The sequence below is a fragment of the Chitinophagales bacterium genome, assembly GCA_019694975.1.
In the GTDB taxonomy this organism is placed as follows: Bacteria; Bacteroidota; Bacteroidia; order Chitinophagales; family UBA10324; genus JACCZZ01.
In genome coordinates this window covers 501,418-526,905 of the sequence record JAIBAY010000002.1, presented here as the reverse complement: position 1 = coordinate 526,905, position 25,488 = coordinate 501,418, and the positions used below count along the sequence as shown (strand labels likewise).

22 protein-coding genes are annotated in these 25,488 nt (G+C 44.7%); 10 read left to right on the top strand and 12 right to left on the bottom strand.

What is annotated here, in order from left to right; genetic code table 11:
* Positions 1-141 precede the first annotated feature (141 nt).
* The 5 genes from K1X61_05345 to K1X61_05325 all read right to left on the bottom strand — a co-directional run bounded on the left by K1X61_05345 (position 142) and on the right by K1X61_05325 (position 4,378).
* Positions 142-357 (bottom strand): PspC domain-containing protein, encoded by a 216-nt coding sequence (locus tag K1X61_05345; GenBank protein MBX7108055.1) that lies wholly within the window; start codon positions 355-357, stop codon positions 142-144.
* A 31-nt stretch (positions 358-388) separates the two neighbouring features.
* Positions 389-1,708 carry a DUF2851 family protein gene (locus tag K1X61_05340; GenBank protein ID MBX7108054.1) on the bottom strand — a complete coding sequence of 440 codons (1,320 nt, stop codon included), beginning with the start codon at positions 1,706-1,708 and terminating at the stop codon, positions 389-391.
* Between the two features lie 254 nt (positions 1,709-1,962).
* On the bottom strand, positions 1,963-2,781 hold the full coding sequence (gene pyrF, locus K1X61_05335) for an orotidine-5'-phosphate decarboxylase (protein ID MBX7108053.1): 819 nt from the start codon (positions 2,779-2,781) through the stop codon (positions 1,963-1,965).
* Positions 2,782-2,966: 185 nt separating this feature from the next.
* Positions 2,967-3,215, bottom strand: coding sequence for a NifU family protein (locus tag K1X61_05330; GenBank protein ID MBX7108052.1), 249 nt, complete (start codon positions 3,213-3,215; stop codon positions 2,967-2,969).
* Positions 3,216-3,265: 50 nt separating this feature from the next.
* Positions 3,266-4,378, bottom strand: a complete 1,113-nt coding sequence (locus K1X61_05325) for an Mrp/NBP35 family ATP-binding protein (GenBank protein MBX7108051.1) — start codon at positions 4,376-4,378, stop codon at positions 3,266-3,268.
* A 411-nt stretch (positions 4,379-4,789) separates the two neighbouring features.
* On the opposite strand from K1X61_05325, the gene K1X61_05320 reads away from it, so the two are divergent.
* Positions 4,790-5,905, top strand: a complete 1,116-nt coding sequence (locus K1X61_05320; protein ID MBX7108050.1) for an OprO/OprP family phosphate-selective porin — start codon at positions 4,790-4,792, stop codon at positions 5,903-5,905.
* Between the two features lie 224 nt (positions 5,906-6,129).
* Positions 6,130-7,851: a hypothetical protein gene (locus K1X61_05315; GenBank protein ID MBX7108049.1), complete on the top strand. Its 1,722-nt coding sequence runs from the start codon at positions 6,130-6,132 to the stop codon at positions 7,849-7,851.
* Positions 7,852-7,903: 52 nt separating this feature from the next.
* On the opposite strand, the gene rpmA is transcribed toward K1X61_05315, so the two are convergent.
* Both rpmA and rplU read right to left on the bottom strand, forming a co-directional pair.
* Positions 7,904-8,176: a 50S ribosomal protein L27 gene (rpmA, locus tag K1X61_05310; GenBank protein ID MBX7108048.1), complete on the bottom strand. Its 273-nt coding sequence runs from the start codon at positions 8,174-8,176 to the stop codon at positions 7,904-7,906.
* A 44-nt stretch (positions 8,177-8,220) separates the two neighbouring features.
* The gene (rplU, locus tag K1X61_05305) at positions 8,221-8,520 is read right to left on the bottom strand and encodes a 50S ribosomal protein L21 (protein ID MBX7108047.1); all 300 of its coding nucleotides are present in this window, start codon (positions 8,518-8,520) and stop codon (positions 8,221-8,223) included.
* A 470-nt stretch (positions 8,521-8,990) separates the two neighbouring features.
* On the opposite strand from rplU, the gene K1X61_05300 reads away from it, so the two are divergent.
* The 5 genes from K1X61_05300 (at position 8,991) to K1X61_05280 (ending at position 14,260) form a co-directional block, all read left to right on the top strand.
* The gene (locus tag K1X61_05300) at positions 8,991-10,016 is read left to right on the top strand and encodes a T9SS type A sorting domain-containing protein (protein MBX7108046.1); all 1,026 of its coding nucleotides are present in this window, start codon (positions 8,991-8,993) and stop codon (positions 10,014-10,016) included.
* 16 nt (positions 10,017-10,032) lie between these two features.
* Positions 10,033-10,491, top strand: coding sequence for an aminoacyl-tRNA hydrolase (arfB, locus tag K1X61_05295; GenBank protein MBX7108045.1), 459 nt, complete (start codon positions 10,033-10,035; stop codon positions 10,489-10,491).
* 292 nt (positions 10,492-10,783) lie between these two features.
* Positions 10,784-11,971 (top strand): homogentisate 1,2-dioxygenase, encoded by a 1,188-nt coding sequence (locus tag K1X61_05290; GenBank protein MBX7108044.1) that lies wholly within the window; start codon positions 10,784-10,786, stop codon positions 11,969-11,971.
* Positions 11,972-12,019: 48 nt separating this feature from the next.
* A complete protein-coding gene (locus K1X61_05285) occupies positions 12,020-12,913 on the top strand; it encodes an aminotransferase class IV (protein ID MBX7108043.1) in 894 nt (297 codons plus the stop codon).
* A 36-nt stretch (positions 12,914-12,949) separates the two neighbouring features.
* On the top strand, positions 12,950-14,260 hold the full coding sequence (locus tag K1X61_05280; GenBank protein MBX7108042.1) for a DNA photolyase family protein: 1,311 nt from the start codon (positions 12,950-12,952) through the stop codon (positions 14,258-14,260).
* An 88-nt stretch (positions 14,261-14,348) separates the two neighbouring features.
* On the opposite strand, the gene K1X61_05275 is transcribed toward K1X61_05280, so the two are convergent.
* Positions 14,349-16,016 (bottom strand): T9SS type A sorting domain-containing protein, encoded by a 1,668-nt coding sequence (locus K1X61_05275; GenBank protein MBX7108041.1) that lies wholly within the window; start codon positions 16,014-16,016, stop codon positions 14,349-14,351.
* 641 nt (positions 16,017-16,657) lie between these two features.
* On the opposite strand from K1X61_05275, the gene K1X61_05270 reads away from it, so the two are divergent.
* From K1X61_05270 to K1X61_05260, 3 genes are read left to right on the top strand one after another with little or no spacing between them, the layout of a single operon-like run.
* Positions 16,658-17,860, top strand: coding sequence for a glycosyltransferase family 4 protein (locus tag K1X61_05270; GenBank protein ID MBX7108040.1), 1,203 nt, complete (start codon positions 16,658-16,660; stop codon positions 17,858-17,860).
* Positions 17,857-19,035 (top strand): glycosyltransferase, encoded by a 1,179-nt coding sequence (locus tag K1X61_05265; GenBank protein ID MBX7108039.1) that lies wholly within the window; start codon positions 17,857-17,859, stop codon positions 19,033-19,035. The genes K1X61_05270 and K1X61_05265 overlap by 4 nt, the downstream gene beginning before the upstream one ends.
* Entirely contained in the window at positions 19,004-20,254 is a 1,251-nt protein-coding gene (locus K1X61_05260) for a bifunctional 3,4-dihydroxy-2-butanone-4-phosphate synthase/GTP cyclohydrolase II (GenBank protein MBX7108038.1), read from the top strand. Before K1X61_05265 ends, K1X61_05260 begins: the two co-directional genes overlap by 32 nt.
* A 40-nt stretch (positions 20,255-20,294) precedes the next feature.
* On the opposite strand, the gene K1X61_05255 is transcribed toward K1X61_05260, so the two are convergent.
* The 4 genes from K1X61_05255 to K1X61_05240 all read right to left on the bottom strand — a co-directional run bounded on the left by K1X61_05255 (position 20,295) and on the right by K1X61_05240 (position 25,392).
* Positions 20,295-21,062 carry a LytTR family DNA-binding domain-containing protein gene (locus tag K1X61_05255; GenBank protein ID MBX7108037.1) on the bottom strand — a complete coding sequence of 256 codons (768 nt, stop codon included), beginning with the start codon at positions 21,060-21,062 and terminating at the stop codon, positions 20,295-20,297.
* 53 nt (positions 21,063-21,115) lie between these two features.
* On the bottom strand, positions 21,116-22,132 hold the full coding sequence (locus K1X61_05250) for a histidine kinase (GenBank protein MBX7108036.1): 1,017 nt from the start codon (positions 22,130-22,132) through the stop codon (positions 21,116-21,118).
* A gap of 42 nt (positions 22,133-22,174) precedes the next feature.
* The gene (locus tag K1X61_05245; GenBank protein MBX7108035.1) at positions 22,175-22,828 is read right to left on the bottom strand and encodes a DUF2306 domain-containing protein; all 654 of its coding nucleotides are present in this window, start codon (positions 22,826-22,828) and stop codon (positions 22,175-22,177) included.
* Positions 22,829-22,968: 140 nt separating this feature from the next.
* Complete coding sequence (locus tag K1X61_05240) at positions 22,969-25,392, bottom strand: TonB-dependent receptor (protein ID MBX7108034.1); 2,424 nt, start codon at positions 25,390-25,392, stop codon at positions 22,969-22,971.
* Positions 25,393-25,488 lie beyond the last annotated feature (96 nt).

Sequence of the window (25,488 nt, the reverse complement as noted above, 5' to 3'; positions counted from 1 at the left end):
ATCCTTCTTGTTCAGGTTGTAAGTATGAGATGCGTGCTAGTATTAACAGCGAAATTGAAAAGCCGGTATAATGGCGGTGTATCCGGAAAAATACGCCAGGTGAATTAAATCACACGTGTAATATGCTGCAGCATAAACCGCTTATTCCCAAACAGGATTCTTCTTACCTGAAATATATTTTTTCAGGTTAATCCAGAAGGCAAGAATCAGGTAGATGATGACCGGTGAGCTGATACTGATAAATGAAGTATAGATAAAGAAAAGCCTGATGTAGGATGAGGCAATGCCCAGTTTATCGCCGAGGTAACTGCAGACACCGAAAATTCGCCCTTCCACAAAATATTTTATCCGGTTCATGTGGCAAAAATAGATTCTTTTATAATACTTGTCAAGAAGTTTTTGGGAGTTTGTTTTCAGCAGATGTAAGGCTTGTCAGGCCATGATTCAATATCCGGTGGCCAATGCTGCATTCAAGACATCTGAATTGCCTGCAGTAGTTTGTATGAAGTTGAAGCAATGCCTGCGATTCATAGGCTGACCGGGCATGGATACCCAATGCTGCCCAGTGTGCTGATACCTTATTCTTTTCCGGCCGGAGGTCATCCAGGAGCAGCAGGGCGCGGTCACAGTATTGATGCTCATCCCTGAATTTCCCATAGATAAACAGGAAAGGAACGACTGTGTTGATAGTAAGCGATTCAATAGACGACCTGCCCATCGCCTTTTTATGCATTACTGATTTTTTATCAAACCGGTAATGATCGTTCCAGTAAGATGATGCAGCCGTTTCAAAGCAGGCGATGAAGTTATCTGTACCGGTGATCGTTAGCAGCTGTGAAAACAAATGTGATGATTTATGAATGAGTTGAGCAAACTGTGCAATGCGCAGGGAGGGGAAGTTTGCCGGCCTGAGTCTCAGGAATTTCCAGGTATGATGTTTTAATGGTTGCAAGCCATATTTCATACGCAGGAAGCTAAATTCCTTTTTCAATTCATTTGGATAGTCATCAGCGTATGTTTCACCGAGGAAGCCTGCTGTGCCAAACAACAGCGCTTCCAGCTGAAAGAGATTATTCTTGTGTTTTGCCAATACCTTAACAGGAAGCGAACGGGCAAGCAGGTAAAAAGGCGCTGAATTTACGCTGTTGCCAAAGGCCATAGCCAGGAATCGGTAAAAAGTCTCTTCCCAGTTTCGCTGGTTCTCCTGCAATTCATGAAGAACAGGCAGTGTTTTTTCTTCCATTCTTTCTATCAGTAAACGGTGCAGCCATTGGCTGATAATAATGGGTGGAACATTATGCAGTTGCTGTGCGCAGGGTATGCTTGTGGTGCTAAGCATCAAAGCCTGGTACTGCGAATAGATGGATACATCTACATGATCTTTTAGTTCAAGGCAGGGTATAACGGAACCATCTTCCCGGGCAATAGGCATATCCTGTTCATACACTGCATGCAGCACAATATTATCATATGCCTTGTCTTGCTGATGCCTGTGTAAATTCCAGTCGGAGGCGCGTACATGAATCTCAACATTGCCTGCCCAGAGGGTGTCACCGATCCTGATTTTAGCCTGTAAAAAATCAGGCCCTGCATCGGTATTGTATTCGCCGGCATGGATGATGAAAATCTTTTCGCCATCGGTGGTTTGAAGGGAATTGTGTTGCAGGAGCTTCATTCTCCATAAATAATGAAGAAACTTTTCAGTCATAAGAATATGATTATAATATATACTGTAAGTATACTGAAATCCGCTTAAATATTACCGGGCGAATCCCCAATTATTTCAGCAGTTCAGGCTAAACGGTTGATGCCGACAGGGAAGACAACTGAGCAGAAACGATTAATCTTTGCTTGTTTGACATCGCAATAAATAGTCATACAGGCAGAAAGTCCTTCAGCTGTGGATCGAGGCAGATCGTTTGTTAAACGGGTATCCTCAGCCATTGAAAAATAATTTTCATGCTATACGCTTAACAAAGCTGACATTGTTGCCTGGTATTGCAACGCTTCATTCCTGGCCGCACCCGCAAAGTCTTCGGTGGTGTCTGCATAAATGATATTTCTGGATACGTTTACCAACAGGCCGCATTCATTGTTCATCCCGTGCGCTGCAATCTGCTGCAGATCTCCGCCCTGCGCTCCAACACCCGGCACAAGTAGAAAATGATCCGGTACCAGTTTGCGGATATGTGCAAATACATCAGGATGTGTTGCTCCGACTACAAGCATCGTATTATCCGGATGGCCCCATTGCTTTGTTTTCCTGATCACCGCCTCATACAGTTTTTCGCCATCAGTTTGCCGTTGCTGGAAATCATTGCTGCCTTTGTTGGAGGTCAGTGCCAGTACGATTACCCATTTATGCTGATATTGAAGAAAGGGCAAAACGGAATCTTCGCCCATGTAAGGTGATACGGTTAATGCATCATAGCCGAACCCCGAATGATTTTTATCAAAGAATGCACGCGCATACATGGCCGAAGTATTGCCAATATCACCTCTTTTTGCATCAGCAATCGTAAAAATGTTTTTGGGAATATATTCCCATGTTTTCTTCATGCTTTGCCAGCCTTTCACGCCGGATGACTCATAGAAGGCAGTATTAATTTTATAAGCAACGCATAAGTCATTGGTTGCATCAATAATTCTCCTGTTGAATTCAAAAACAGGATCAGGAAGGTGCAGCAGGTGTGGAGGAATTTTTTCAATATCCGTATCGAGGCCGACGCATAGAAAGGATCGCTTTTTCCTGATAAGCTCAACAAGATCTTTACGTGTCAAAGAAGTGCAGGTTTGATATGTTAAAAGTATTGATGTTTGCCGAACAGAAACCGTTACCGGAAGTTTCTTAAAAAACGGGACATTACTAAGTATTCCATTTCCATATCTGCTAATCCCGCCTTGCTATATTCGATCTGTTACTGCCGGCCGGATGACACCATGAAAAGTGATAGCATTTGCAACCTTCAGATGGCTTCCACACGAACAATCTCCGGAACCGACCTTTTAATGGTTTCTTCCACACCTGCCGTCATAGTCATTTCGCTCATCGGGCAATCTTCACAATTGCCCAACAGCTTTAGTTTTAATACCATGTCATCTGTCAGTTCAACCACTTCAATATTACCACCGTCTGTTACCAGGTAGGGACGGATGGTGTTCAGTGATTCTTCCACACGGCGTAACAAGTGAATATGCTTCTTTTTTACCGCCATTGGTGTGCTTTTAGGATGCAATAAATTTTGAATTAATTTTCCTTTGCTTTCTATGATACTACTTCCACCAACTTAGTGGAAGCAAGACTGGCATTCCTGATAGCCACCTGCTGCGCCACTTTTTGTGCGAGTTCACGGAATACCGGAACACATATTTTGTCATTACTCAGCACCGCAGGCTTCCCCTCGTCACCGCCTTCCCTGATCCGCTGAACAATTGGGATTTCAGCCAGTAATGGAACATTGTACTCTTCCGACAACCTGCTTCCACCCCCTTTCCCGAAAATATAATGTTTGTTTTCCTGCAGGCCGGCATCTGTACCCTCAGGTACAAAGTAGGACATATTTTCCACAACGCCGAGGATGGGAACATTGATGGGATGAATAGCGAACATGCCCATCGCTTTCTTTGCATCTGCCAGCGAAACGTCCTGCGGCGTGGTAACGATAATAGCTCCTGTTACCGGTACGGTCTGTACCAGCGTGAGATGAATGTCACCTGTTCCGGGAGGAAGATCGATTACGAGGTAATCAAGTTCACCCCAATCACAATCTGTAACAAATTGCCTTAAAGCAGAGGAAACCATCGGCCCGCGCCAGACCACAGCTTGTTTTTCATCAACCAGTAAGCCAATTGATAATGCTTTGATACCATATTTTTCAATGGGTATCATGACCTGCTTTGTGCCTATCTCTTTTACATCCGGACGCTGTCCTTTTATATCGAGCATCAGCGGAATGGAAGGCCCGTAGATATCGGCATCAATCAGCCCAACTGCCGCGCCATTCTCTGCAAGCCCAATCGCCAGGTTTACAGCTACAGTCGACTTGCCTACACCACCTTTTCCGGACGCTACGGCAATGATGTTTTTTACACCGGGCAACATGGTGCCATTGTCTTTGCGATGCGATGTTACATCAGATTTCATCGTAACCTGCACTGCTGCCTCCTTATCCACAAGATGATGAATTGCGTTGATACAGGCTTTTTGTATCGCATCCTTCATTGGGCAGGCTGGCGTGGTCAGCATCACCGTGAAGGATACGTTATTACCCGTTATCTCAATATCTCTGATCATCTGAAGTGTTACCAAATCCTTTCCTAGATCGGGATCATCAACGTAACTGAGGGCTTTCAGCACCTGTTCTCTGGTGATTGGCATCGTAGAATTTTACAGTGGCGAAGGTACTAACAATCAAGGTAAAATGCCATGGTTATGTTGCCTTCGCAGGTTATCATATAGACCGATAAGTCTGATAGCTGACATTGGCAGCCTTCATGAAATTATTTGGAACGCACGCATGAGGCAGTTCAAATATGCTTTTATTAGACAGACTTACACGGAATAATCAGCTAGGCTAGCTGCATCACCAATCTTTGCCACTGTAGTTGAATCCTTTGTTAAGAGTTTTGAGTTGAAAAACGTCGCTTTGATTCAATCCAATGACCTTTTTCGGTTTGGCAGCGAAACGATTAATGTTTTGTTCACATTCTATTAATCATTTGTTAATATAAGGACGCAAACCTTAACTATACATTTGTGCTGACTTAATAATTTGTTAAAACATTTTCTATGAAAAAATGCTGCCTCACCCTGCTTGCACTCACAGTAACAACACTCTCTTTTGCTCAATCAGCACCCGGCACTGCCCAAACTTCATTTAACCCGACGATTAAGATGAAGGCGCTCGTGCAGGCAAGATACGAAGCATCGCTCACCGACAGTGTTGATGCTCAGGGCAAGATTACACCGGATCCTGTTATCTCCAATTTCCGGTTAAGACGGGTGGAGTTGCGTGCTGACATTAAAATTAATGATCGATGGTCAGGTGTGGTGCGTGTGCAGTTACCCGAGCTGAAATCTACCGGTGCCACCCTTGGCAAAGTAATAGAGCTGGCTTATTTTGAATACAGGTATGCTGATCAGCTTTCGGTTCGTGGCGGGCAGTTTAAGGAGCCGTTTGAACTGGATGAATTAAACAGCCATGAAGATTTGCGTATGATTGACCGTGGGCCAACAAGCCGGTTGTTCGTAAATAACTATTACAGCTCCTACAATCCGGGCCTGATGGTATTCGGAACCTTCCTGAAGAAATCCACACCGCTTAATTATTACGCTGGCATTTTTAATGGCAGTGATCGCGCTGTTAATTACGACCTCAATTATGGAAAAGACTATGTGGGCCGTGTGGAGTTTTTCCCCGTGCCCAGTCTTCGGCTTGGCATAAATGCACAGTTGAATACTATTGAAAAGGGTGTGTCAGCCGGAGCGGCCGGAGCGGATGTCAGCCTGCAGCAGTCATTCGGTGACAACATCAAGCTAATACTCGAGGGTGAATATATCAGTGGCAATAACAACCTGAAGTACAGCAGCGATGCTGATTCCAACAAGCAGATGAGTGATTTTGTGATGAATGGTTACTTCGGACAGGCACTCTTACGCTATCGTATTGATAAACCCGGCCTGCAGACTTTTGAGATCGGGGGCAAATTTGAACACACCGATCCATTGGATTCCAATGATCAGGATCAGTTTAATACCATAACCGGTGGCATTGGTTTTATTTTCATGCCCGATAATGATGTTCGGTTGCAGATGAACGTAATTCACACTTCATTCGCGGTGGAAATTCCCGGCCTGCAGAAAAATAATACCATGTTTGTTGCACAGTTGCAGTTGAAGATATAATTGGGAGAGCCCGTCTTTTTACCATCGGAACATTTTCTTTCCTTTAGTACCGCAATAGTTATGAATGCTTGTCAGATAGTATGATTGATGAGGCATCATAGCGAATACATCCATTCTGATCACGTCGATCATGATGATCCAAATGACTGGATTTTATTTAGCAAGGTTGTATTTTGTAAGTTGCAGTGTTTGAAAAATGACCTTTAATTACCTCGAAAGTGCCGATGAATAAACAAGCAATGTCAGCGGAGCCGCTGGGCATAGATGAAGTGAAAGCATTGCGCACTTGCAGTAACCGCTATGGTGCATCATGGACCGAAAGGAAACTGGAGTTGTTGAATCAATTTGCTGCGAGGCATATTGTAGATGTGAATGTCCTGATTGCTTATCATGATTGCATGCTCTTCCTGCTCGCATATCCTGAAAACAGGCAATTGCTTCATTTGGCTGCTGATGAGCTGGACAGGATTGCAGGTATTGTGCAAAGCATTTTTGATGGTACCAATCAGAGAAAGCAAAAGCAACTGAGCGGAACCGGCATTGCCTGTTCAACGGTGCATGTTGCCTTCAGTCTTGACCTGACTGCCTGGTTAGCCGATCGGTTTCCTTCGCAGGTAAGCATCTTTGAATTCGCAGGTGAAAAGGAAACGGTCAGAGAGATATTATTGCTGCTGTTACCTGCTTCCGAACGCGAGTCGATGGAAAAGAAGGAATATCTTTTCAATAAGCTGATTCAGTATGCAAAAGGTGCAAAGCAGGAAACTGATTTACATTGGCTTGTTACATTATTTCAGCAAAATGACCTCAAGCCTGCATTTCGTGACTATCTCTTTCATGGCTTGAAGCTATACATTACCTGGCAAACCGATCATGATTCGCCTTCCCGGACATATGCCCGTTCATTGCCCGCGAAGATTTATTTTCAAAAGTCGGAGTTCCGGAAGGAACATGCAGCTTCAGCAATTATCCGGATGCCTGTTCCTGCCGCAAAACCAATTTCAATAGCGGAAAAGGATCACCTGGTGACTGTGTCGCGCGGGATACTGGCCATGCTGCATCGCGAAACAGATCCTTCCACTTATGCGGAAACACCGGAAGTCTCGTACTTTGAGATGGGGAAAGGGATTGCCATTGCGTTGTATCCCATGACAGCCAACAGGCGGCTTCCCTTCGATACTTATATCGGGTATATGCTGTTTAAGAACCGGTTGCCGGTTGCTTATGGCGGTGGATGGATCTTTCAACGCCAATGTAAAATCGGTATCAATGTTTTATCAGCGTTTCGCGGTGGCGAATCAGCGTTTCTTTTCTTGCAGCTTATGCGCCTTTATGCTCAGCATTATCGCGTGAACAGGTTTGTTATCGAACCATATCAGATCGGATACAGGAATATGGAAGGATTAAAATCAGGGGCATTCTGGTTCTATTACCGGATGGGCTTTGTACCGGTGGAAGATGGATTGAAAGGAACTGCACATGCGGAATATGAAAAAATCAGAGCAGATAGAAATTACCGCACTCCGCTATCAGTACTGAAGAAGCTTTCCGGATCCAACAAAGAATTGATACTGGATGGTAAGGACAATAACAGCATTGATGTTTTGCTGGTGAGTGAGGCCATCACCAGGATGATTCATGACCGTTTTGCCGGCAACCGGCAGCAGGCAGAGCAAGAAGCATTGATGTTCAGCCGAAAGTTTCTGCACCTTAAAACCGCAGATTATAGTCTTCCTTCTATGGCTGAAAGTCTTAAGAATTTTTCCATGCTGTTGTTAATGCTTTCATCTTCATTGCATGGCTGGAATGAAAAGGATAAAAAGGACTTCCGGCAATTGATCACTTTGAAAGGAAAGGGGAGCGAGAGAAAATATGTGCTGCAGTTTCAGCAACACAGGAAGTTAAACTGGTCGCTGGAAGATCACCTGGCCGGTTTTGCAACCGGGTAGGGGCAAAAAAAAAGCTCCATGGCGGAGCTTTCAAAAGGGGTAGTGTTGATGGTTAGTTGGATGGATTTGCCGCTGCTGGTATTACACTGATGTAATTCCGTTCATTGCGCTTCCTGCGGAATTCAACAATACCTTCCACCTTGGCAAAAATGGTATGGTCTTTTCCCATATCAACACCTTTACCCGGCCAGAATTTGGTACCACGCTGACGTACGATGATATTTCCGGGAATGGCTGTCTGGCCACCAAATATTTTAACACCAAGTCGCTGCGCATGTGAATCGCGACCGTTTTTAGAACTGCCTTCACCTTTCTTATGTGCCATGATTAATCAGTTTTCTGGATTGAATCTTTAATCTGAGTTTTTAATTATGCAATTGCATCAATCTTAATCTTCGTAAATGCCTGGCGGTGACCTACTTTACGCTTGTAACCCTTCCGTCGTTTCTTCTTGAAGGCAATTACCTTTTCGCCTTTAAGATGATCAATAATGGTGGCCGTTACTTTTGGCGCAGCTACATTCTTTACAATACCACCTTCAGAAAACTGAACAAGCACCTTGTCAAATTCAACCTTGTCGCCGGCATTACCCTGCAAACGGTGAACAAAGATCTCATTGCCTGCTTCAACCTTGAACTGCTGCCCGGCAATTGCTACTATAGCGTACATGAATGATAAAATTTAGATTAAGGGCTGCAAAGATATACTTTCTGGCCGGAAATCAAAATAGCAACCTGAAAATTCTACCCTGTTCCCGTCTTATGCTGGATGCCAATTGCCCTTATTATTTCTGAGATGCCGCTTGCGGCATTGCCACCCGCTTTAATGGTTCCTAACGCGATGAAAGACCGCAGTTTTTCAGGGAAGTAAATAGCCGTTGGGCAGATCAGCCAACCGAGCGGTCCGGAACGGCGCTATTCAACGTTGACCCCGGATTTGATTTGGTTTCCGGGTATCAAACAATGCATCTGTTATAATATTTTCTTTCGATTGCATGGGAAAAATATACCAGTTGAAAAATTGACTTCCGGGATCAGGCTGGCAGCCACCATTCACAAATTATTTAGAAATTAATTCGGAAAGGAATCACTTACTATTTTAATTTTATAGATCATTTCACCCTTTAAAACAACCTGTATATGAAATTGAAAATCTTTACTTCAATAGCCTTTACCTTGTTGTCCGCCTTGTATTTAAAAGCTCAGCCAACCATAACAAGTGCAAATATGTACGCTGCCGGCGATGTGTTGACCATGCAAAATGCAGACACTGCCGGAATAAATGAGGGTCCGGCCGGTGCCAATCAGACCTGGGGTTTCTCCAATCTCACAGCAAGTGGATCCCAATATTCTCAAAGTGTAGTCGCAGCATCAGGTACGACCTATGCCAGTTCTTTTCCCACTGCTGATCTTGCCATTGATGCCGGTGGCAGTTTCAGTTATTTTGATATAAGCGGCAGCGATTTTTTGCAATTGGGTTTTGCGGCTTCCGGCATCGTTGCCGCCTATAGTGATCCGCAGAAAGTGGTCTCATTCCCGTTTACCTATAACACATCATTTTCCGACAATTTAGCGGCAACGTATGAGCTCAATGGATTTACCAATAACCGGACAGGCACGGTCACGTTCCTTGCGGACGGTTATGGTAAACTGGTGCTGCCACAGCAAACATTTAACGACGTATTACGCATAAAATATACAGAGAATACATCCGATGTGATATCGATTGGTCCTATAAATATCACCACCACTACCGTCATTACAACTTATTACTGGATGATGCCGGGTAACAAGAATGCCTTGCTCAGTATTTCTGAAATAGCGGTTACCTCTGCCGGTAATACTGTGCATGAAAAATCTGTTTCTTATTGGCCGGAAGTGGTTTCAGCAGGGTTGTTAACAGACCAAGTGGCAGACATTCAGCTCTTCCCTAATCCTACGCATGACTATTTACAGTTTACTGCAACACTTACTCAGCAGGGCTCAGCCCGTTTGAGTATCTGCAATGTTGCAGGACAGACCGTTAAGGTATTGGATGATTATGCAGTAAGCCCCGGGCTCTTCCGGCAAGCGCTTGACATGGGCGATTTGGAAAGTGGCTTGTATCACATCAAACTGGACGTTAACGGAAGACAAGTTGCTGCCAAAGCGTTCATTAAAGAGTAATTCACCTTTTCGTAAAATGCACCTGCCCGTTCATCAACAGGCAGGTTTTTTATTTCTTTTGCCTGTTATGTTCGATACCGGTACTCTTCATCCTGAATTGATTTTTAAAGCGGTCAGAAGCAGTGGCAGCGGGGGCCAGCACGTGAATAAAGTTTCTTCGAAAGTGGAGCTTTATTTCCATGTAAGTGGTTCTGCCTTGTTAAACGATGCGCAAAAGAGACTGCTGAATGAGAAGCTGGCTAATAAGATCAGTAAAGACGGATGGCTCATCATTGAATCACAGGAAAGCAGGTCACAGATCAGCAACAGGAAAATTGCCACAGCCAAATTTGATGCGCTGATAAAAAAGTCGCTGGAAAGGAAAAAGGTCCGCATTAAATCGAATCCGCCGCCTGTTGCAAATGTGAAGCGGCTTGAATCAAAGCGGAAAAAGGCGGAAAAGAAACGTCTTCGGGGAAACAGATTCGGTGATTGATAATTTACTGTTCCGGACAGCCTGAGACCGGCAGGCTTCCTGTTTTGCCGGCTGATAGAAAAGCAGGCTGCACTATATCAGTTTAAATGGTCATACCGGAAAAGGAGTTAAGCCTTTTATGCAACGGCGAATGACAGTCGGCCATAATCCTGCATTCCTGTTTCACAAAAACGCTGTTCAATCTTGTTATCCGCGCCGCATTATGCTTTCAGAAATCAGGGTGAATTATTACTGCGGTATCATGTTGAATCTGACTGGCAATCTCTACCTTTGATGCTGCAAAATTTAATCTATGCCTCACTATCATAAACTTGGTCAGGTGCCTCCCAAACGGCACACACAATTCCGTAAACCCAATGGTGAATTATATGCTGAACAGTTGTTCTCTACCGAAGGATTTGCCAGTACCTATTCCATTTTATACCATCATTATCCGCCAACAATCATAAAGTCGGTTGATGAACCATACGCTGTTGAACCGAAACTGCTGGCACCTAAACAAATGTTGCACCGCAGCTTTCAGGGGTTTAATATTCAGCGGGAGAGCGACTTTCTGAAGAGCAGGAAGTATGTGCTGGCAAATAAGGATGTGCACATTGCACTGGCAGCTCCTGAAAAGTCAACTGATTCCTATTTTATCAAGAATGCCGACGCCGATGAAATGATTTTCGTGCATGAAGGTTCTGGTACCTTGAAAACCATGTATGGTAACATTGATTTTGAATATGGCGATTATCTCATCATCCCGCGCGGAACAGTGTATCAGATTTATTTTAATGATGCAAATAACCGCCTGCTCGTGATGGAGTCATTCAGCCCGATTGTTCCGCCAAAGAGATATCTGAATGAGGTTGGTCAGCTGCTTGAACATGCTCCGTACTGCGAGCGCGATATTAAAGGGCCGGTAAACCTGCAAACGTATGATGAGAAGGGAGATTTCCTGATATATATCCGGAAGACAGGCATGATGTATCCGTATCATTATCTCTATCATCCGTTTGATGTGGTGGGGTGGGACGGATGTAACTATCCTTGGGCTTTTTCCATCCACAACTTCGAGCCGATTACAGGGCGAATTCATCAGCCGCCTCCCGTTCATCAGACATTTGAAGGCCGCAACTATGTGGTTTGTTCTTTTGTACCTAGATTATTCGACTATCATCCTGATGCCATACCGGCACCCTATAACCACAGCAACATTGATTCCGACGAAGTGTTGTATTACGTGGATGGTGACTTCATGAGCCGTAAAAAGGTGACCAGGGGAATGATTACGCTGCATCCGGGCGGTATTCCGCATGGTCCGCATCCCGGCACCGTGGAGAAAAGCATTGGGGCAAAGGAAACAAGAGAACTCGCTGTTATGATTGACACCTTCCATCCTCTGCTTATGACAGAAGAGGCTGTGGCTATTGAAGACAAAGATTATTACCTGTCGTGGATGAGCGATAAGGACAGAGATTCACTCTTTATACCTTAATACAAATATTCGCTGGCGGAATACAGATTATCAGCGTGCTTATGATGCTTGAAATTAAAAGAGAAGCGGCCATTTTCGGCCATCTGTAACAAGGCTATGCGCGAGAATCAATGGATCAACTATAATGGCCGCATCTACCGTGCAGGAGATGCTGTTTTCCCGCTCAATCGGGCCATCTGTTATGGCGACGGCCTGTTTGAGAGCATCCGGATGCACGATGGTGAAGTGCTTTTCTATAATGATCACCTCGAACGGATGACACAAGGAATGAAGGCATTGCAGATGAATGTGCCGCAACATTTTGATGCATTCTTCTTTCATAAGCAAATCGTGGACTTAGCACGCATGGAACAAACAGGTTCAAACGCCCGTGTACGCATAAGTGTTTTCAGAAGCGGGCAGGGACTCTACGAACCAGTATCTCATGAGCCTTCGTATTTTATCCAGGTAACTGAGTTAACTCAAATGTATGCCTGGATGGCCGATGATTTTCAATTGGGCATTTTCCGCGGTATTCCCAAGGATTATTCAATTGTTTCCGCATATAAAACAATGAATGCGCTGCCTTATGTTATGGCAGGAATCTATCGGAAGGAACAACAAACAGATGATTGCCTTTTGTTGAATTCATCCGGCAACATTGCGGATGCAATTTCCTCCAACATATTCTGGATAAAAAGCGAAGTGGTGCATACGACTCCGGTATCAGATGGTGGCGTAGTTGGGATTATGCGAAGGCAATTGTTGCAGTTACTGAAGGAAAATAAGATTGACTGCATAGAGAAATCCGTGACGCCAACGGTTTTATCCGACGCAGATGAAATATTCCTCTCGAATGTTGGTCGCGGCATCAGGCCTGTAACCAGATATGCAGGTAACATATTCGGTACCCGCAAAACAAAAGAGATCGCCGAATTGTTATTCGGATTTTTACGGAAGTAATCCTGCACCGTTCCGTAATAGTGGAAATTAGAAATAATGCAACAACGTCAAAAAGTTTCTGTCTGCTGGTTTAGAAGGGATCTGCGCCTGCATGATAATGCAGCACTGTATCATGCTTTGATTTCCGGGAACAGTGTGTTACCTGTTTTTATTTTTGACAGGGAAATCCTGGATCAGTTGACGGATAAGCAGGATAAAAGGGTGCATTTTATTCATGAGGCTTTACTGTCTGTCCAGGATGATTTGGTGAAGGCGGGCAGTTCGCTGATTGTCCGGCATGGATTTCCTTTGGCGGTATGGCAAAACCTGCTGCAGGAGTTTGATATCATAGCTGTTTACACCAATCATGACTATGAGCCGTATGCTATCAAGCGTGATGAAGAGATCAGGTTGCTGCTGGCTGAGCATGGAATACCGCTTCATACTTTCAAGGACCAGGTTATTTTTGAAAAGGATGAAGTGGTAAAGGATGAAGGATCGCCTTATACAGTCTGGACACCCTACAGCAAAAGATGGAAAGATAAACTGAACAGTTTTTACCTTAAAAGCTATCCTGTTGAAAAATACTTCAGCCGTTTGTGCAGGATCGCGCCCGTTACAATCCCTTCATTGCAACAAATGGGATTCTGCCGCACGGATGCGCAATTCCCGGCCATGTCAGTTACAGATGAACTGATAGCGAATTATCATGCAACACGCGATTATCCCGGCCTCAATGGCACTTCACGGATAAGTGTGCATCTGCGTTTTGGGACAGTCAGTGTCAGAGATCTGACACGGCGTGCAAAGTTGCTCAATGAAAAGTTTTTAAACGAGCTGATCTGGCGCGAGTTCTACCAGATGATACTCTGGCATTTTCCGCATGTAACCGAACGGTCATTCAGGCCGGAGTATGATTTGATTGAATGGAGAAATGATATTGATGAATTCGGCAAATGGTGCAAAGGTGAAACCGGGTTTCCTATTGTGGACGCCGGTATGCGCGAATTAAATGCAACAGGCTATATGCACAACAGGGTACGAATGATCGTAGCCAGCTTTCTTACGAAAGATCTGTTGATCGACTGGCGATGGGGGGCTGCCTGGTTTGCGAATAAACTGCTCGACTTTGACCTTGCTTCTAATAACGGAGGCTGGCAATGGGCAGCAGGTACGGGAGTAGATGCGGCGCCATATTTCAGGATATTCAATCCCGCCACACAAGCTGACAAATTTGACCCTGATCGTAACTACATCAGACGGTGGGTGCCTGAGTTACTCACCGCCGGCTATCCTGATCCGATTATTGATCATAAGGCAGCACGCGACCGAACATTGAAGGCGTATCAAAAAGCATTACGCCAATAGCCGGGTAAGATGATCAAATGCAAGTTGTATGTTGACCGCACTTGAATTTCTTAATGTTAAGCCAGGAAATAAAAAGCTGCGAATAGCATTAATAAGCCTGCTTCTCCACCAGTTGAGTGGATACACCGTATTCACCTTTTAGCTGAACCGTGTAAATGCCTGCAGCAGGCAAACGTAAATCAACGTCAATCTGCCTGTCTTCCGACAATACTGATTGGTGAAATATCACTTGTCCGAATTTGTTGAAGATCGTTACGTCTGTTGTATTCTTGGGGAAACTGATCGTAAATTGATTTCTGAACGGATTCGGATAAGTCTGAAAGGATGCAACCGGAGGAATATAGGTACTGGAAGCCGTCATGGTATTCTTCTGAAATTTTGCAATCCACATATCCGATACGCCGTTTGAGTTGAGGGTGTTCGGTCCAAACTGTGCAGTGTTTCTGAAGTTGCCTGTTGCATACGCCCATGCAGTACCATTTCCATCAATACCAAATGCGCCGTCATTTCCGTCACCTCCAACATGTATTGCCCAGTTAAGACTGCCGAGCGGATTAAAGGATACGATAAACGCGTCAGCTGAATCCGTATTCGTATATGGTTCCAGGATGACATCACCAACAGTGTCAACTCCTGTAAAGATGCCGCTGACCAATACATTTTCTTCAACACAGATCGAGAGTGTTACAGGACTGAATTTCGCACCGGCACCGCCTTTAATGGCATTAGCCCATAAAAAGTTACCATCCACATCATAGGAAGCAACCAGCACATTCTTCAAGCTGTTTGTATTGATCTGCCCGCCGCTGAAATAACAATTACCGGCAAAGACGCTGGCAACATAACAATTGCCCGCTTCATCCAGTGAGAGTGTGGCACCTGCTTCATCACTGTACGGAATATCGGAGCCGAAAGAGGTGGCCCATAAAACTTCACCGGCCGGTGAAATCTTCACGATATATCCATCACCATCACCCAGGGAAGTAAACTCATAGTCTCCGAAGCTGACCGTGTGCCGGTAGCTGCCCGTCATGTAAATATTCCCGGAATGATCAACAATCATATCATATACATGAATACCGCCATCAGCAGTGAATGTGTAAATCCAACCAAGGCTACCATCCCAGTCATACTTTGCGCAGAAAATACTTTGCTCATAAGGAACTGACAACATGCTGTCGCCATACAAATTCAGGTCACCGCTGAAGTTGCCGGTGCAATAAACATTCTGGTTGTTGTCAATATAAACTGAACTTCCCATATCGTCGCTTGCGCCACCGCCAATTTTTGCCCAATTGAGGTTACCGTCCGGATCGTAAGTGATGAGCCACATGTCTTCCTGCCCTGTTCCCGCCAACGAATCACCATTATCCATTTTCACATATCCGTAACACTTGCCGGTTAATGCACAGAAACCATTTTCATTCACATTCAGGCCGAATGGCAGGTCATTGCTCAGATCTACTCCGCTGCCGAAACTGTGACCCCAGAGCGGATTGCCGTCTACATCCATTTTTGAAACAAAAATATCTTCATCGGTTTCGCCACCCACTGAATAAAGATCAATGTTGCCCATGCTCATATGGTTCTGAAAGAAACCGGTAATGAACTGGTTACCATATTGATCGATTCCCAAATCCTTTCCTTTGTCTTTCTCGGCTCCCCCAAAAGACTTAACCCATACAAAAGCCTGTGCAGAGGCGGACTGCTCAAAATGGAAAAGACACACGGTAAATAATACGAGGATCCGCAGCATGAATAAGTTTGTAGATTTTATCATTGAAAATGGGGTGTTTTTCTCTTTCAAATATAACGGATTCAGGCCTTTGCCGCCAATGCCAAATCAATGGATAATTGGGTTATCCACATTATTGTTGTCCCAACGGATTAGCCTGAGATGCCAAGGAGCATTTGTAAATTATGATCCGGAGAAATGGGGCATGCTATATGTTTTTGCTAAATGCCATTTACATAGGGAATAATAGCTTAGCATTATTAAAAATGTGAGTATCCGGCAAGTTTGGATGCCTTGCGCTGCACGTTATCAGGTGCCTATTTGACGGTGATGAAATGTGGATAAAATTTGCTTAGATGTACTGCTGAAACAAGCTTTTTCACAAAGATCTGTTATGCCGGATCCATAAACAGGGGAATCACTTTTTAATTCACCGGCTTTATGCAGAAGGTTGTCAAGTAGCATGCTGCTATAGATTCTCAAGAACCTTTCAGTCACCATCAACGGATAGTTCGCGGCTGTTATCAATACGTCTGATCCGGCGACATTTATTTATCAGGTGATATTGACGAAGCAATTATCATTATCAATCATCTTTGGCAAATCACAATAGAAATGATGGCGGCAAAATTTAACTTTGCACCTTCAAAAAATTTTCCTGCTTGCGCATTCTACAGGTTTGTAAAAAATTTCCATATCCGCTGAGAGACGGAGAAGTGATTGCCATACATCAGCTGACACGCGGCTTCTACGAGGCCGGTCAGAAGGTAACCGTAGCGGCGATCAATACGAAAAAGCATTTTTTCCCTCCTGATGAATTGCCTGTTGAAAATCAGGAATTAGCAGACTTTCATTCGGTATTACTGGACACTGATGTGAACTGGTGGGATGCACTCCGCACGCTTTTTACTGGCGATTCATACAATATTCAGCGGTTTGTGTCTCCCGACTTTGAGCGGTTGCTTTCCGCTATACTTCGGGAAAATGATTTTGACATCGTACAGCTGGAGGGCCTCTACCTGCTTCCCTACCTGCTGTCGGTACGCAAATTCTCCAAAGCGAAAATTGTCTTGCGTGCGCACAATATTGAGCATCTCATCTGGGAGCGTAATTCAAAAATCGCCAAGCCGGGCGCGAAGAAATGGTACCTGCAGTCACTTGCAGCAAGGATGAAAGAGTTTGAAATATATCACCTCAATTCCTGTGATGCACTGGTGCCGATTTCTGATGTGGATGCAGCCAGGTTTGTGGAGTTAGGATGCAAGTTACCGATACACACGAGTCAGGTAGGCATGAATCTGAATGGTGATGTTCCTGAATCATCAGATGTGGATCTGGCACCTTCTGTTTGCTATATCGGTTCTATGGATTGGCTGCCGAACCGCGAAGGGATCGAATGGTTTTTGGATAAGGTCTGGCCCAAAGTACAGAGCCAGTTTACCGATCTAAGGTTCTTTATTGCCGGCAGAAATTTTCCGCCCGATTTTCCTGAAAAGAGTTATCAGAACGTAGAAATGGTAGGAGAAGTGGAAAACTCGCGTGCCTTTATCCAGTCAAAAAGCATCATGGTAGTGCCATTATTTTCCGGAAGTGGCATCAGGGTAAAAATCCTGGAGGCGATGGCAGAGGGGCGAACGGTTATCTCTACTACTATTGGTGCTGAGGGAATTGATGCGGTAGATGATGAGCATATCTTACTGGCGGATGATGCGGATGCTTTTGCCCGGCAGATAAAGCGCTGTTTAAAAGATCCGGCATTCTGTAACAGGATAGCACATGGTGGCCGTACCTTTATCAGGAATAAATTCGACAATAAGGTAATCGTGAAAGAACTGCTGGATTTCTACAAATCTCTGCTTACGTGATTTCATTGCAGATTATTTTCTGGACTGCTGCATTGCTGCTGCTGCATACTTATCTGCTGTATCCGTTTATCCTTGCTTTGCTGTCAGCTGGTAAAAAACAACAAACACACGTTTACAATCAGGAGCAGCAGGAGGATTTGCCGCCGGTTTCCATCCTGCTGGCCGTGTATAATGAAGAACGCGTGATCGCACAGAAGATTGAAACGACTTTTGCAACGGATTATCCGGTGTCGAAAATAGAATGGCTTATAGGTTCAGATCAGTCAACAGACCGAACCGAAGCAGTCATCCGTGACTATGCGTTGCAATTTCCGCAGATAAGGTTAATCCGTTTTTCGGAACGTACCGGTAAAATAGGAATCATCAATACCCTGGCCGGTGAAGCTTCAGCGGGAATACTTATTCTGACAGATGCCAATGTGTTTTTCAATAAACACACAATATTTGAATTGGTTAAACATTACCGCAACCCGGAGATTGCCTTAGTTGCCGGCAATATTCAGAATCCGGTCATCAAAGCAAGCGGCATTTCGAGGCAAGAGCGGGATTACCTGTTTAATGAAAACAGGATGAAATACCAGGAAGGAATTTGCTGGGGCACCATGATGGGCGCCTTTGGCGGGTGTTATTCTATCCGGAAAAATTATTTTTCACCCACACCACCGCATTTTATGGTGGATGACTTCTATGTTACAATGTGTGTGATTGAAAAGAAGGGAAAGGCAATTTGCGAACTGAACGCTACCTGCAATGAAGATGTAAGTAACAAAGTACAGGAAGAATTCAGGCGGAAGACAAGGATCGCGACTGGAAATTTTCAGAACCTTGCACGTTTTGCCGGCTTCCTGTCTATCAGGCATGGCGCATTGGCATTTACTTTTTGGTCGCATAAAGTATTGCGCTGGATTGGACCATTCCTGATGATCATCGCCTATTTTAGTAGTTTTGCTTTGTCTGCCGGAAGCCTTTTTTTTCGCATTTGTTTTTGGATGCAAACATTGTTTATGGCAGTTCCATTGATTGATGCGCTGTTGCGCCGCATGAACATTCACCTTGCAGCCTTGCGCTACATCAGCCACTTTTACCTGATGAATGCAGCGTTGCTTAATGGATTTATTAACTATTTAACCGGAATAAGAAACAATGTCTGGAAACCGACTGAAAGGAACCAATGATATTCACCTAAATGGCATAGAAGAGGCCATTGAAGATATTCGCCTCGGTAAGATGATTATTGTGGTGGATGATGAAGATCGCGAGAATGAAGGTGACTTTGTTACCGCAGCGCGTAATGCAACGCCTGAGGTTATCAACTTCATGTCTAAAGAAGGCAGAGGGCTCGTTTGTGCACCGCTCACGGAAGAGCGTTGTGAGGCATTAAAACTGAATCTCATGGTGGGTGATAATACCGCACTGCATCAGACACCTTTTACGGTATCAGTGGATCTGCTTGGTAAAGGTGTAACGACCGGTATTTCTGCCTTCGACCGTTCGAAAACAATTGCCGCGCTGATTGATCCGGCAACAAAACCGGAGGAATTGGGAAGGCCCGGACATATCTTTCCATTGAAAGCTGTTGCAGGTGGTGTGTTGCGGAGAGCAGGACATACGGAGGCAACCGTCGACCTTGCGCGCCTTGCCGGCTTTGAACCCGCCGGCGTGCTGGTGGAAATTATGCAGGATGACGGTACGATGGCCAGGTTGCCGCAATTGTTTGAAGTAGCAAAGAAATTCGATCTGAAAATTATTTCAATCAAAGACCTGATTGAGTACCGACTGAAGATGGAGTCACTCATACAACAGGAAGTGGTAGTGGATATGCCGACAGACTGGGGAGTATTTAAACTCCATGCCTATACACAGCTTAGCACCGGCGATGTTCACCTGGCCTTGGTAAAAGGAAAATGGGATGCCGCAGAGCCTGTTTTGGTGCGTGTACATTCCTGCTGCCTGACGGGTGATGTATTCGGTTCGAAACGCTGTGATTGTGGCGGTCAGTTACATGATGCGATGTATATGGTGGAAAAGGAAGGTAAGGGAATAGTGCTCTATATGAATCAGGAAGGAAGAGGCATTGGCTTGCTGAATAAGCTAAAAGCATATGCCTTACAGGAGCAGGGACTCGATACCGTTGAGGCAAATATCAAGTTGGGATTTGGAATGGATGATCGCGATTATGGTGTAGGTGCTCAGATACTGCGGGACCTTGGCGTGAGTAAAATCCGGCTGATGACCAATAACCCTAAGAAACGTGCAGGCCTTAAGGGTTACGGATTGGAGATTGTGGAAAATGTAGCCATTGAGCAGATATCCAATCCATTTAACGAGAAGTATCTGCAGACTAAGCGTGATAAGATGGGTCATGAAATTTTGAAGCGCGTGGTTGGCCACTAACGCAAACCTTTAGTTCCGGAAGAATATTAACGGTGCTTATTTACCGGTCAAGCCATGCACGGAATGCCGGAGCCCTTTCACGGCTTACATAGATATCATCCTGCTGCATGCCTTTCAACTGCACTTTTAACTTACCGTTAAGGTGCGTAAAAATATTGCCTATAGCTTGCAGCGATGCGATATACTGTCTGTTGAGGCGGAAGAACTGTGCCGGGTCGAGTTGAGACTCGAGATCGTCCAGTGAAGGTTCAATGATATGTTTTTTCCCTTGCGCGGTTAACAACAGCGTGATTTTCTGCTCAGCAGTAAAATAAAGTATGTCGTTCACTGAAACGGGTTCCAGCCTGTCGCCGAGTTTGATCAGAAACCTTGTTTTATAATTTTGTTGCTGACGGGCGAGCAAACTTATTACATTATTCAGCTGATCACCTGATAAGACCGTCTTGCCTTTGTAGTTCTGTGCCCTGAACTTCTGAAGCGCATTTTGCAGTTCATTTTTATCTATGGGTTTCAACAGGTAATCAACACTGTTAACCTTAAATGCTTTCAATGCAAATTCATCATATGCAGTAGTGAAAATAACAGGTATCTGTATGGAAATCGCAGAGAAAATATCAAAGCAAAGTCCGTCACTCAATTGTATGTCCATCAGGATCAGATCAGGCGCTTCATTTTCACTCAGCCATAACACGGTGCGTTTTACGCTGTCTAACTGTGCCGCGACGTGGGCATCTTTTTCCAGTTCCAGCACAAGCTTTTTTAATCGCCTGGCTGCCAAAGGTTCGTCTTCAACGATGATGATGTTCATTTTCTTTTCAGTTGCTTTTGCCGGCTTCACAAAGCGGCCGCTGTTACACAGTACTACCGTTTGGAAACGATGGCAGGCAGTTTGACAATGAATTGATTTTGTTCTTCCAGGATGACAACCGGCACATCCGTCAGGCTCTCGCACCGGCTGATGATATTTGGCAAACCAATGCCGGTGGATGGCTGTGTCATATTCTTTCGCTGCAGGTTATTGCTGACAACAATGTATTTATTGTCTTCCAGTGCAATCCGGATGGTCAGCGGATTTTCGTCTGATGCTTCATTGTGTTTAATCGCATTCTCCACCAGGGTGAGTAAGCCTTGGGTGATTACTTCCGTATGCATGCCGGATTCCGGAATGGCAATCTCAAATTGAAGATTATCACCGAACCGCATCTTCTGAATAAAAAGATATGCACGCACGATCTCTAACTCGCTGCCAAGCGTGATCGTGGTTTTTTCTTGGTTTTGCAATGCATAGCGGAAAACCCTGGATAGTTTTTGCACGAAGTCTGTCGCTTTTTCAGGGTCTTCGCCGATAAGTGCTGTTAATGTATTCAGCGAGTTGAAAAGAAAATGGGGATTCACCTGGTTCTTCAGCGACTCATATTCACTCTGCAGCATTTGTTGCTTCATGTGCTCTGCTTTCAATTCAGATGCCTGCCATTGTTTCATAAAATCAGAGATGGCGTAGTTGGAAATAACCAGCAAGGTGATGAGCAATGAAAAAACCGAATAGAAAATATATTTCTGGGTTTCGATTACAACTGCAGGATCAAGCCATTCGCGGACCCGGAATGCTGTGATGATGAGCAAAATGGCATAGGATCCGCTGAGGAAGTAGGAGAGCAGCAACCTTCTTACAGGTGCCTTATGCCAATCGGATATTCTTTCACAGATGTAACGGTCAATAAAATAGCTTCCGCTCCATGTTGCAATGCAAATGAATGACGTGAAAAAAACCTCAATCACTAACTCTTCTTTCGAGCAATCGAGCGTGTAGATATTGATCAGTAAAGCGAGGGAAACAATCAGGATAAATCCGATCAGCGAGTAGGTCCAGGTTCTCATTCCACTACGTTCTTTTTGTTTCGGTTCACTGCAGGATACGCATTATTCGTTAATTGCTGCAGTAAGTAATGCCTGCTTGCTGCCGGTGTATTTTCTGATGAAGAAAAAGATCAGTGGTGTGAATACTATGGTAGGCGCCAGCCAGATTAATGCATTAAGTTGCTGTGGCATTGCATCACTCACGTTTACGACCACAAAAGCTGTTGTAGTGGCAATGTATGCAGTCATCATTCTTGCGATGTGCACAACCAGCCATCTTTTGCTCCGGACAGTTAACGGTTCTCTTTTTAAAAAGTCGCGTGCATCATTCACCGACAGCATGGCAAAGATAGCTCCGAATATCGTCAGCACCAGGTTTCCGGACAGCAGCATGCTTGCACAGGTGATCAGTGCAGCGCACAGCATCAGCCAATCCAATATGCTTGCTCTTCTCCTCTTGTTGCGAATGCTGCGATAGCCCGCATATGCGGCGTAACAGGCAAACATTGACAGCATCAGGAAAAAATCAAGGTCTTTTGCGAGCGACATGATTGCGGCAGTGCAGGCGACAATCAGCATTGACCAGAAATACACCTTGCCACTTGTACGGTGTACGATAAGTCCCTTCTCTGCAACAATGGAAATGGATCCTGAAAATAATGCTGCGGTGCCGGCTACAATGTGCATTATCAGAACGGGTTTCAGTAGGTCAGTCATAGGCTGTGCTGATGGTCAGCGGTTAGATGTAGTCCGGCAGGCATGTACCGGTTATCTGTGGACAAATGTATTCGCATTTTCGTAATGAGATGATCTGATTTATTAATGCATCAAACAGGATGATGCTGCTTTTGATTTTTCTAAAAGGTCATTTTGAATGTTGGCACAGGAAAGAATCCCTGCTGATATTCGGTAACGATTTTATTATTGTACGGATCATAGTGCTGCGTAAACACATTCTGATGATTGGTCAGGTTTTGCAGGTCGAGCGAAAACTCCATAGACAATCCCTTGTAATTTTCGCGGAAGTAAATCTTAGTATCAAGCCGCAGGTAAGCACTTTGTTGTTCGGAATATGCAAGATCCTCATTGCGTATCTCACTGCCGCTGATGGCAGACGCCTCTTCGTCAATCGGTGTGAGATATTTGCCACCGGCAGTCGTAAATTTCACGTCCAGCCCGAGTGCATTGCCTTTTTTCCCAACCACGATTTCTTTCCCTCCAAGCAGGTTGATTACATAGTGTTGATTGAAAGCAGTATTGCGTACGATGTCATCACTTCCTTTATATTTTGAATTAAAGAGAGAAACGGTGGACAACAGATAGTATCCTTTGCTGAAGTATTTTTCCAGCGTGATTTCCAATCCATAGTTATTGCCGGTTCCGTTATTAACAAGGCTGTCGGTGAAATCAGGCGCGAAACCGTCGCCGGTATTTAGTGCGGAATACGAGCTGCTGTGTTGTTCTACCGGCACATTAAACAGGTGTTGCACGTAAGCTTCCGCTTTCAGGTTCAGTTGTTCGGTAATCAACCAGTCATAGCCAAGTACAAGATGGTGTGCCCTGGTGAATCCAAGATTTTCATTTGTCAGCGTGTAACCGTTTTCTTGTGGTGTCCGGATGGTATACAACGAGTAAGCCTGCATCCTGCTAACAACAGCGTAGCCAAGGCTGATGCTCTTATTGCCTGTAAGCCGGTAGGTGAAGCCAATGCGCGGATCGAGCGCCAGCGAATTGTTTAAGGTGAGCAGCAATAGATTCATACCACCTTTAAAAGTCAATCTGTCATTGAACCGGTGTTTCCATTGAGCGAATGCCTGGCCGAGCATTGTAAAGGTGTTCGTCTCTACATTGGTTATGTACTCCGTGCCGTTGTGAATTTCTTCGTTGAATAAGTCAGCATTAATGAGGTCTGATGTTATACCGGCTGACCAGGTGTTTTTTGCATTCAGCTTATGGGTAAAAGTGTAGTTAAGCGAATACTTCTGTGTTTTGAAGGATGCGTTTCCTGCAGGAATTTCTTCGAGGGTGGTATAGCTGATGGAATCACCATGGAAATATTCATCCGTGCCTGACAAACCAAGGGTGATGCTGCTGATACTTTTCGGTGAAAGATTCACTTCATAATTTATACCGGCTACACCTGATTTATACCTGACGATTGTATTGGTGTAGCGGCTGCCATAGAAGTCAAGCTTGGAGGTATCAGTCTCATTACCCAGAAAACTCACATCACTGGTGCCACCCAATCCGAAAATGGAGAGGTTTCCATTGCGTACCTTGAAATTCAGTTTAAGATTCAGATCCTGGTAATTGGGCGTTGCTGCGCCGGTTCCGAAATCAATTCCTATCTGTTGAAATACGCCTAATGTGGAATAGCGATAGTTGATGAGGTACGACGATTTCGTGTTTTTGGAAAATGGTCCTTCCAGTCCCAGTTCGAATCCATTGAATCCGATTTGCCCGAGAACCTCAAGGCGTTCATTATTACCATTACGCATCTTCAGATCAAACACACCACTGAGTGCATTGCCATATTGTGCAGGAAATGCACTCGTCATAAAATCAGACTTGTCGAGCACATTGTTATTCAGCATGCTTACCGGCCCTCCGGTAGAGCCCAGTGCGCCAAAGTGATTCGGGTTGGGAATGTTCAGACCTTCCAGTTGCCAAAGCAGGCCGGATGGTGCATTGCCGCGGATGATAATATCGTTGCGTGCATCGTTCGCGCCACTGACACCGGCAAAATTAGCCGCCATGCGGGAAGGGTCACCCAAACTGCCGGCATAGCGTTTTGTATCTTCAATATTGAAAGATCTTGAGCTCACCACAGTCATATCATTGTTGGTAACGCTATTGTCCTTTTTGCGGTCGTAAGTCACGACTACTTCATTCAGTTCATTTACTTTTTCTGCCAGGTAAATGTTGAGTACCACTTCTTTTCCGGATGTGATGATGACATCAGCCACAGTCTGATCTTCATATCCAAGGTAGGTGCATTGCATTGTATATCGTCCTACGGGTACATCACTTATTTTGAATGTGCCGTTTTCGTCGGTGGTGCTTCCCATCTTTAAAGCAGGGAAGAACAATACTGCGCCAATCAGTGGTTCCTTCGAGTCAACATCAGCAACAGTACCACGAACGGTTTGTTTCAATGATTGTCCGTTGGCAACAGCAACGGTGAGGCTGATTATAATCTGCAGGAAAAGGAACATGCGGCCGGCAGGTTTACTATTACCTTTTGAAGCTGCTTGACAGGCCAGGGAGTCTGTTTTTTTCATTTTGCGGGATGGTTATTTTTTACGAAGCAAATATCAATGGAGGCAGCCGGGCGGCCATGCTGTTGCTGATGAAGCGTAGTTTAAGCACGACAAAGC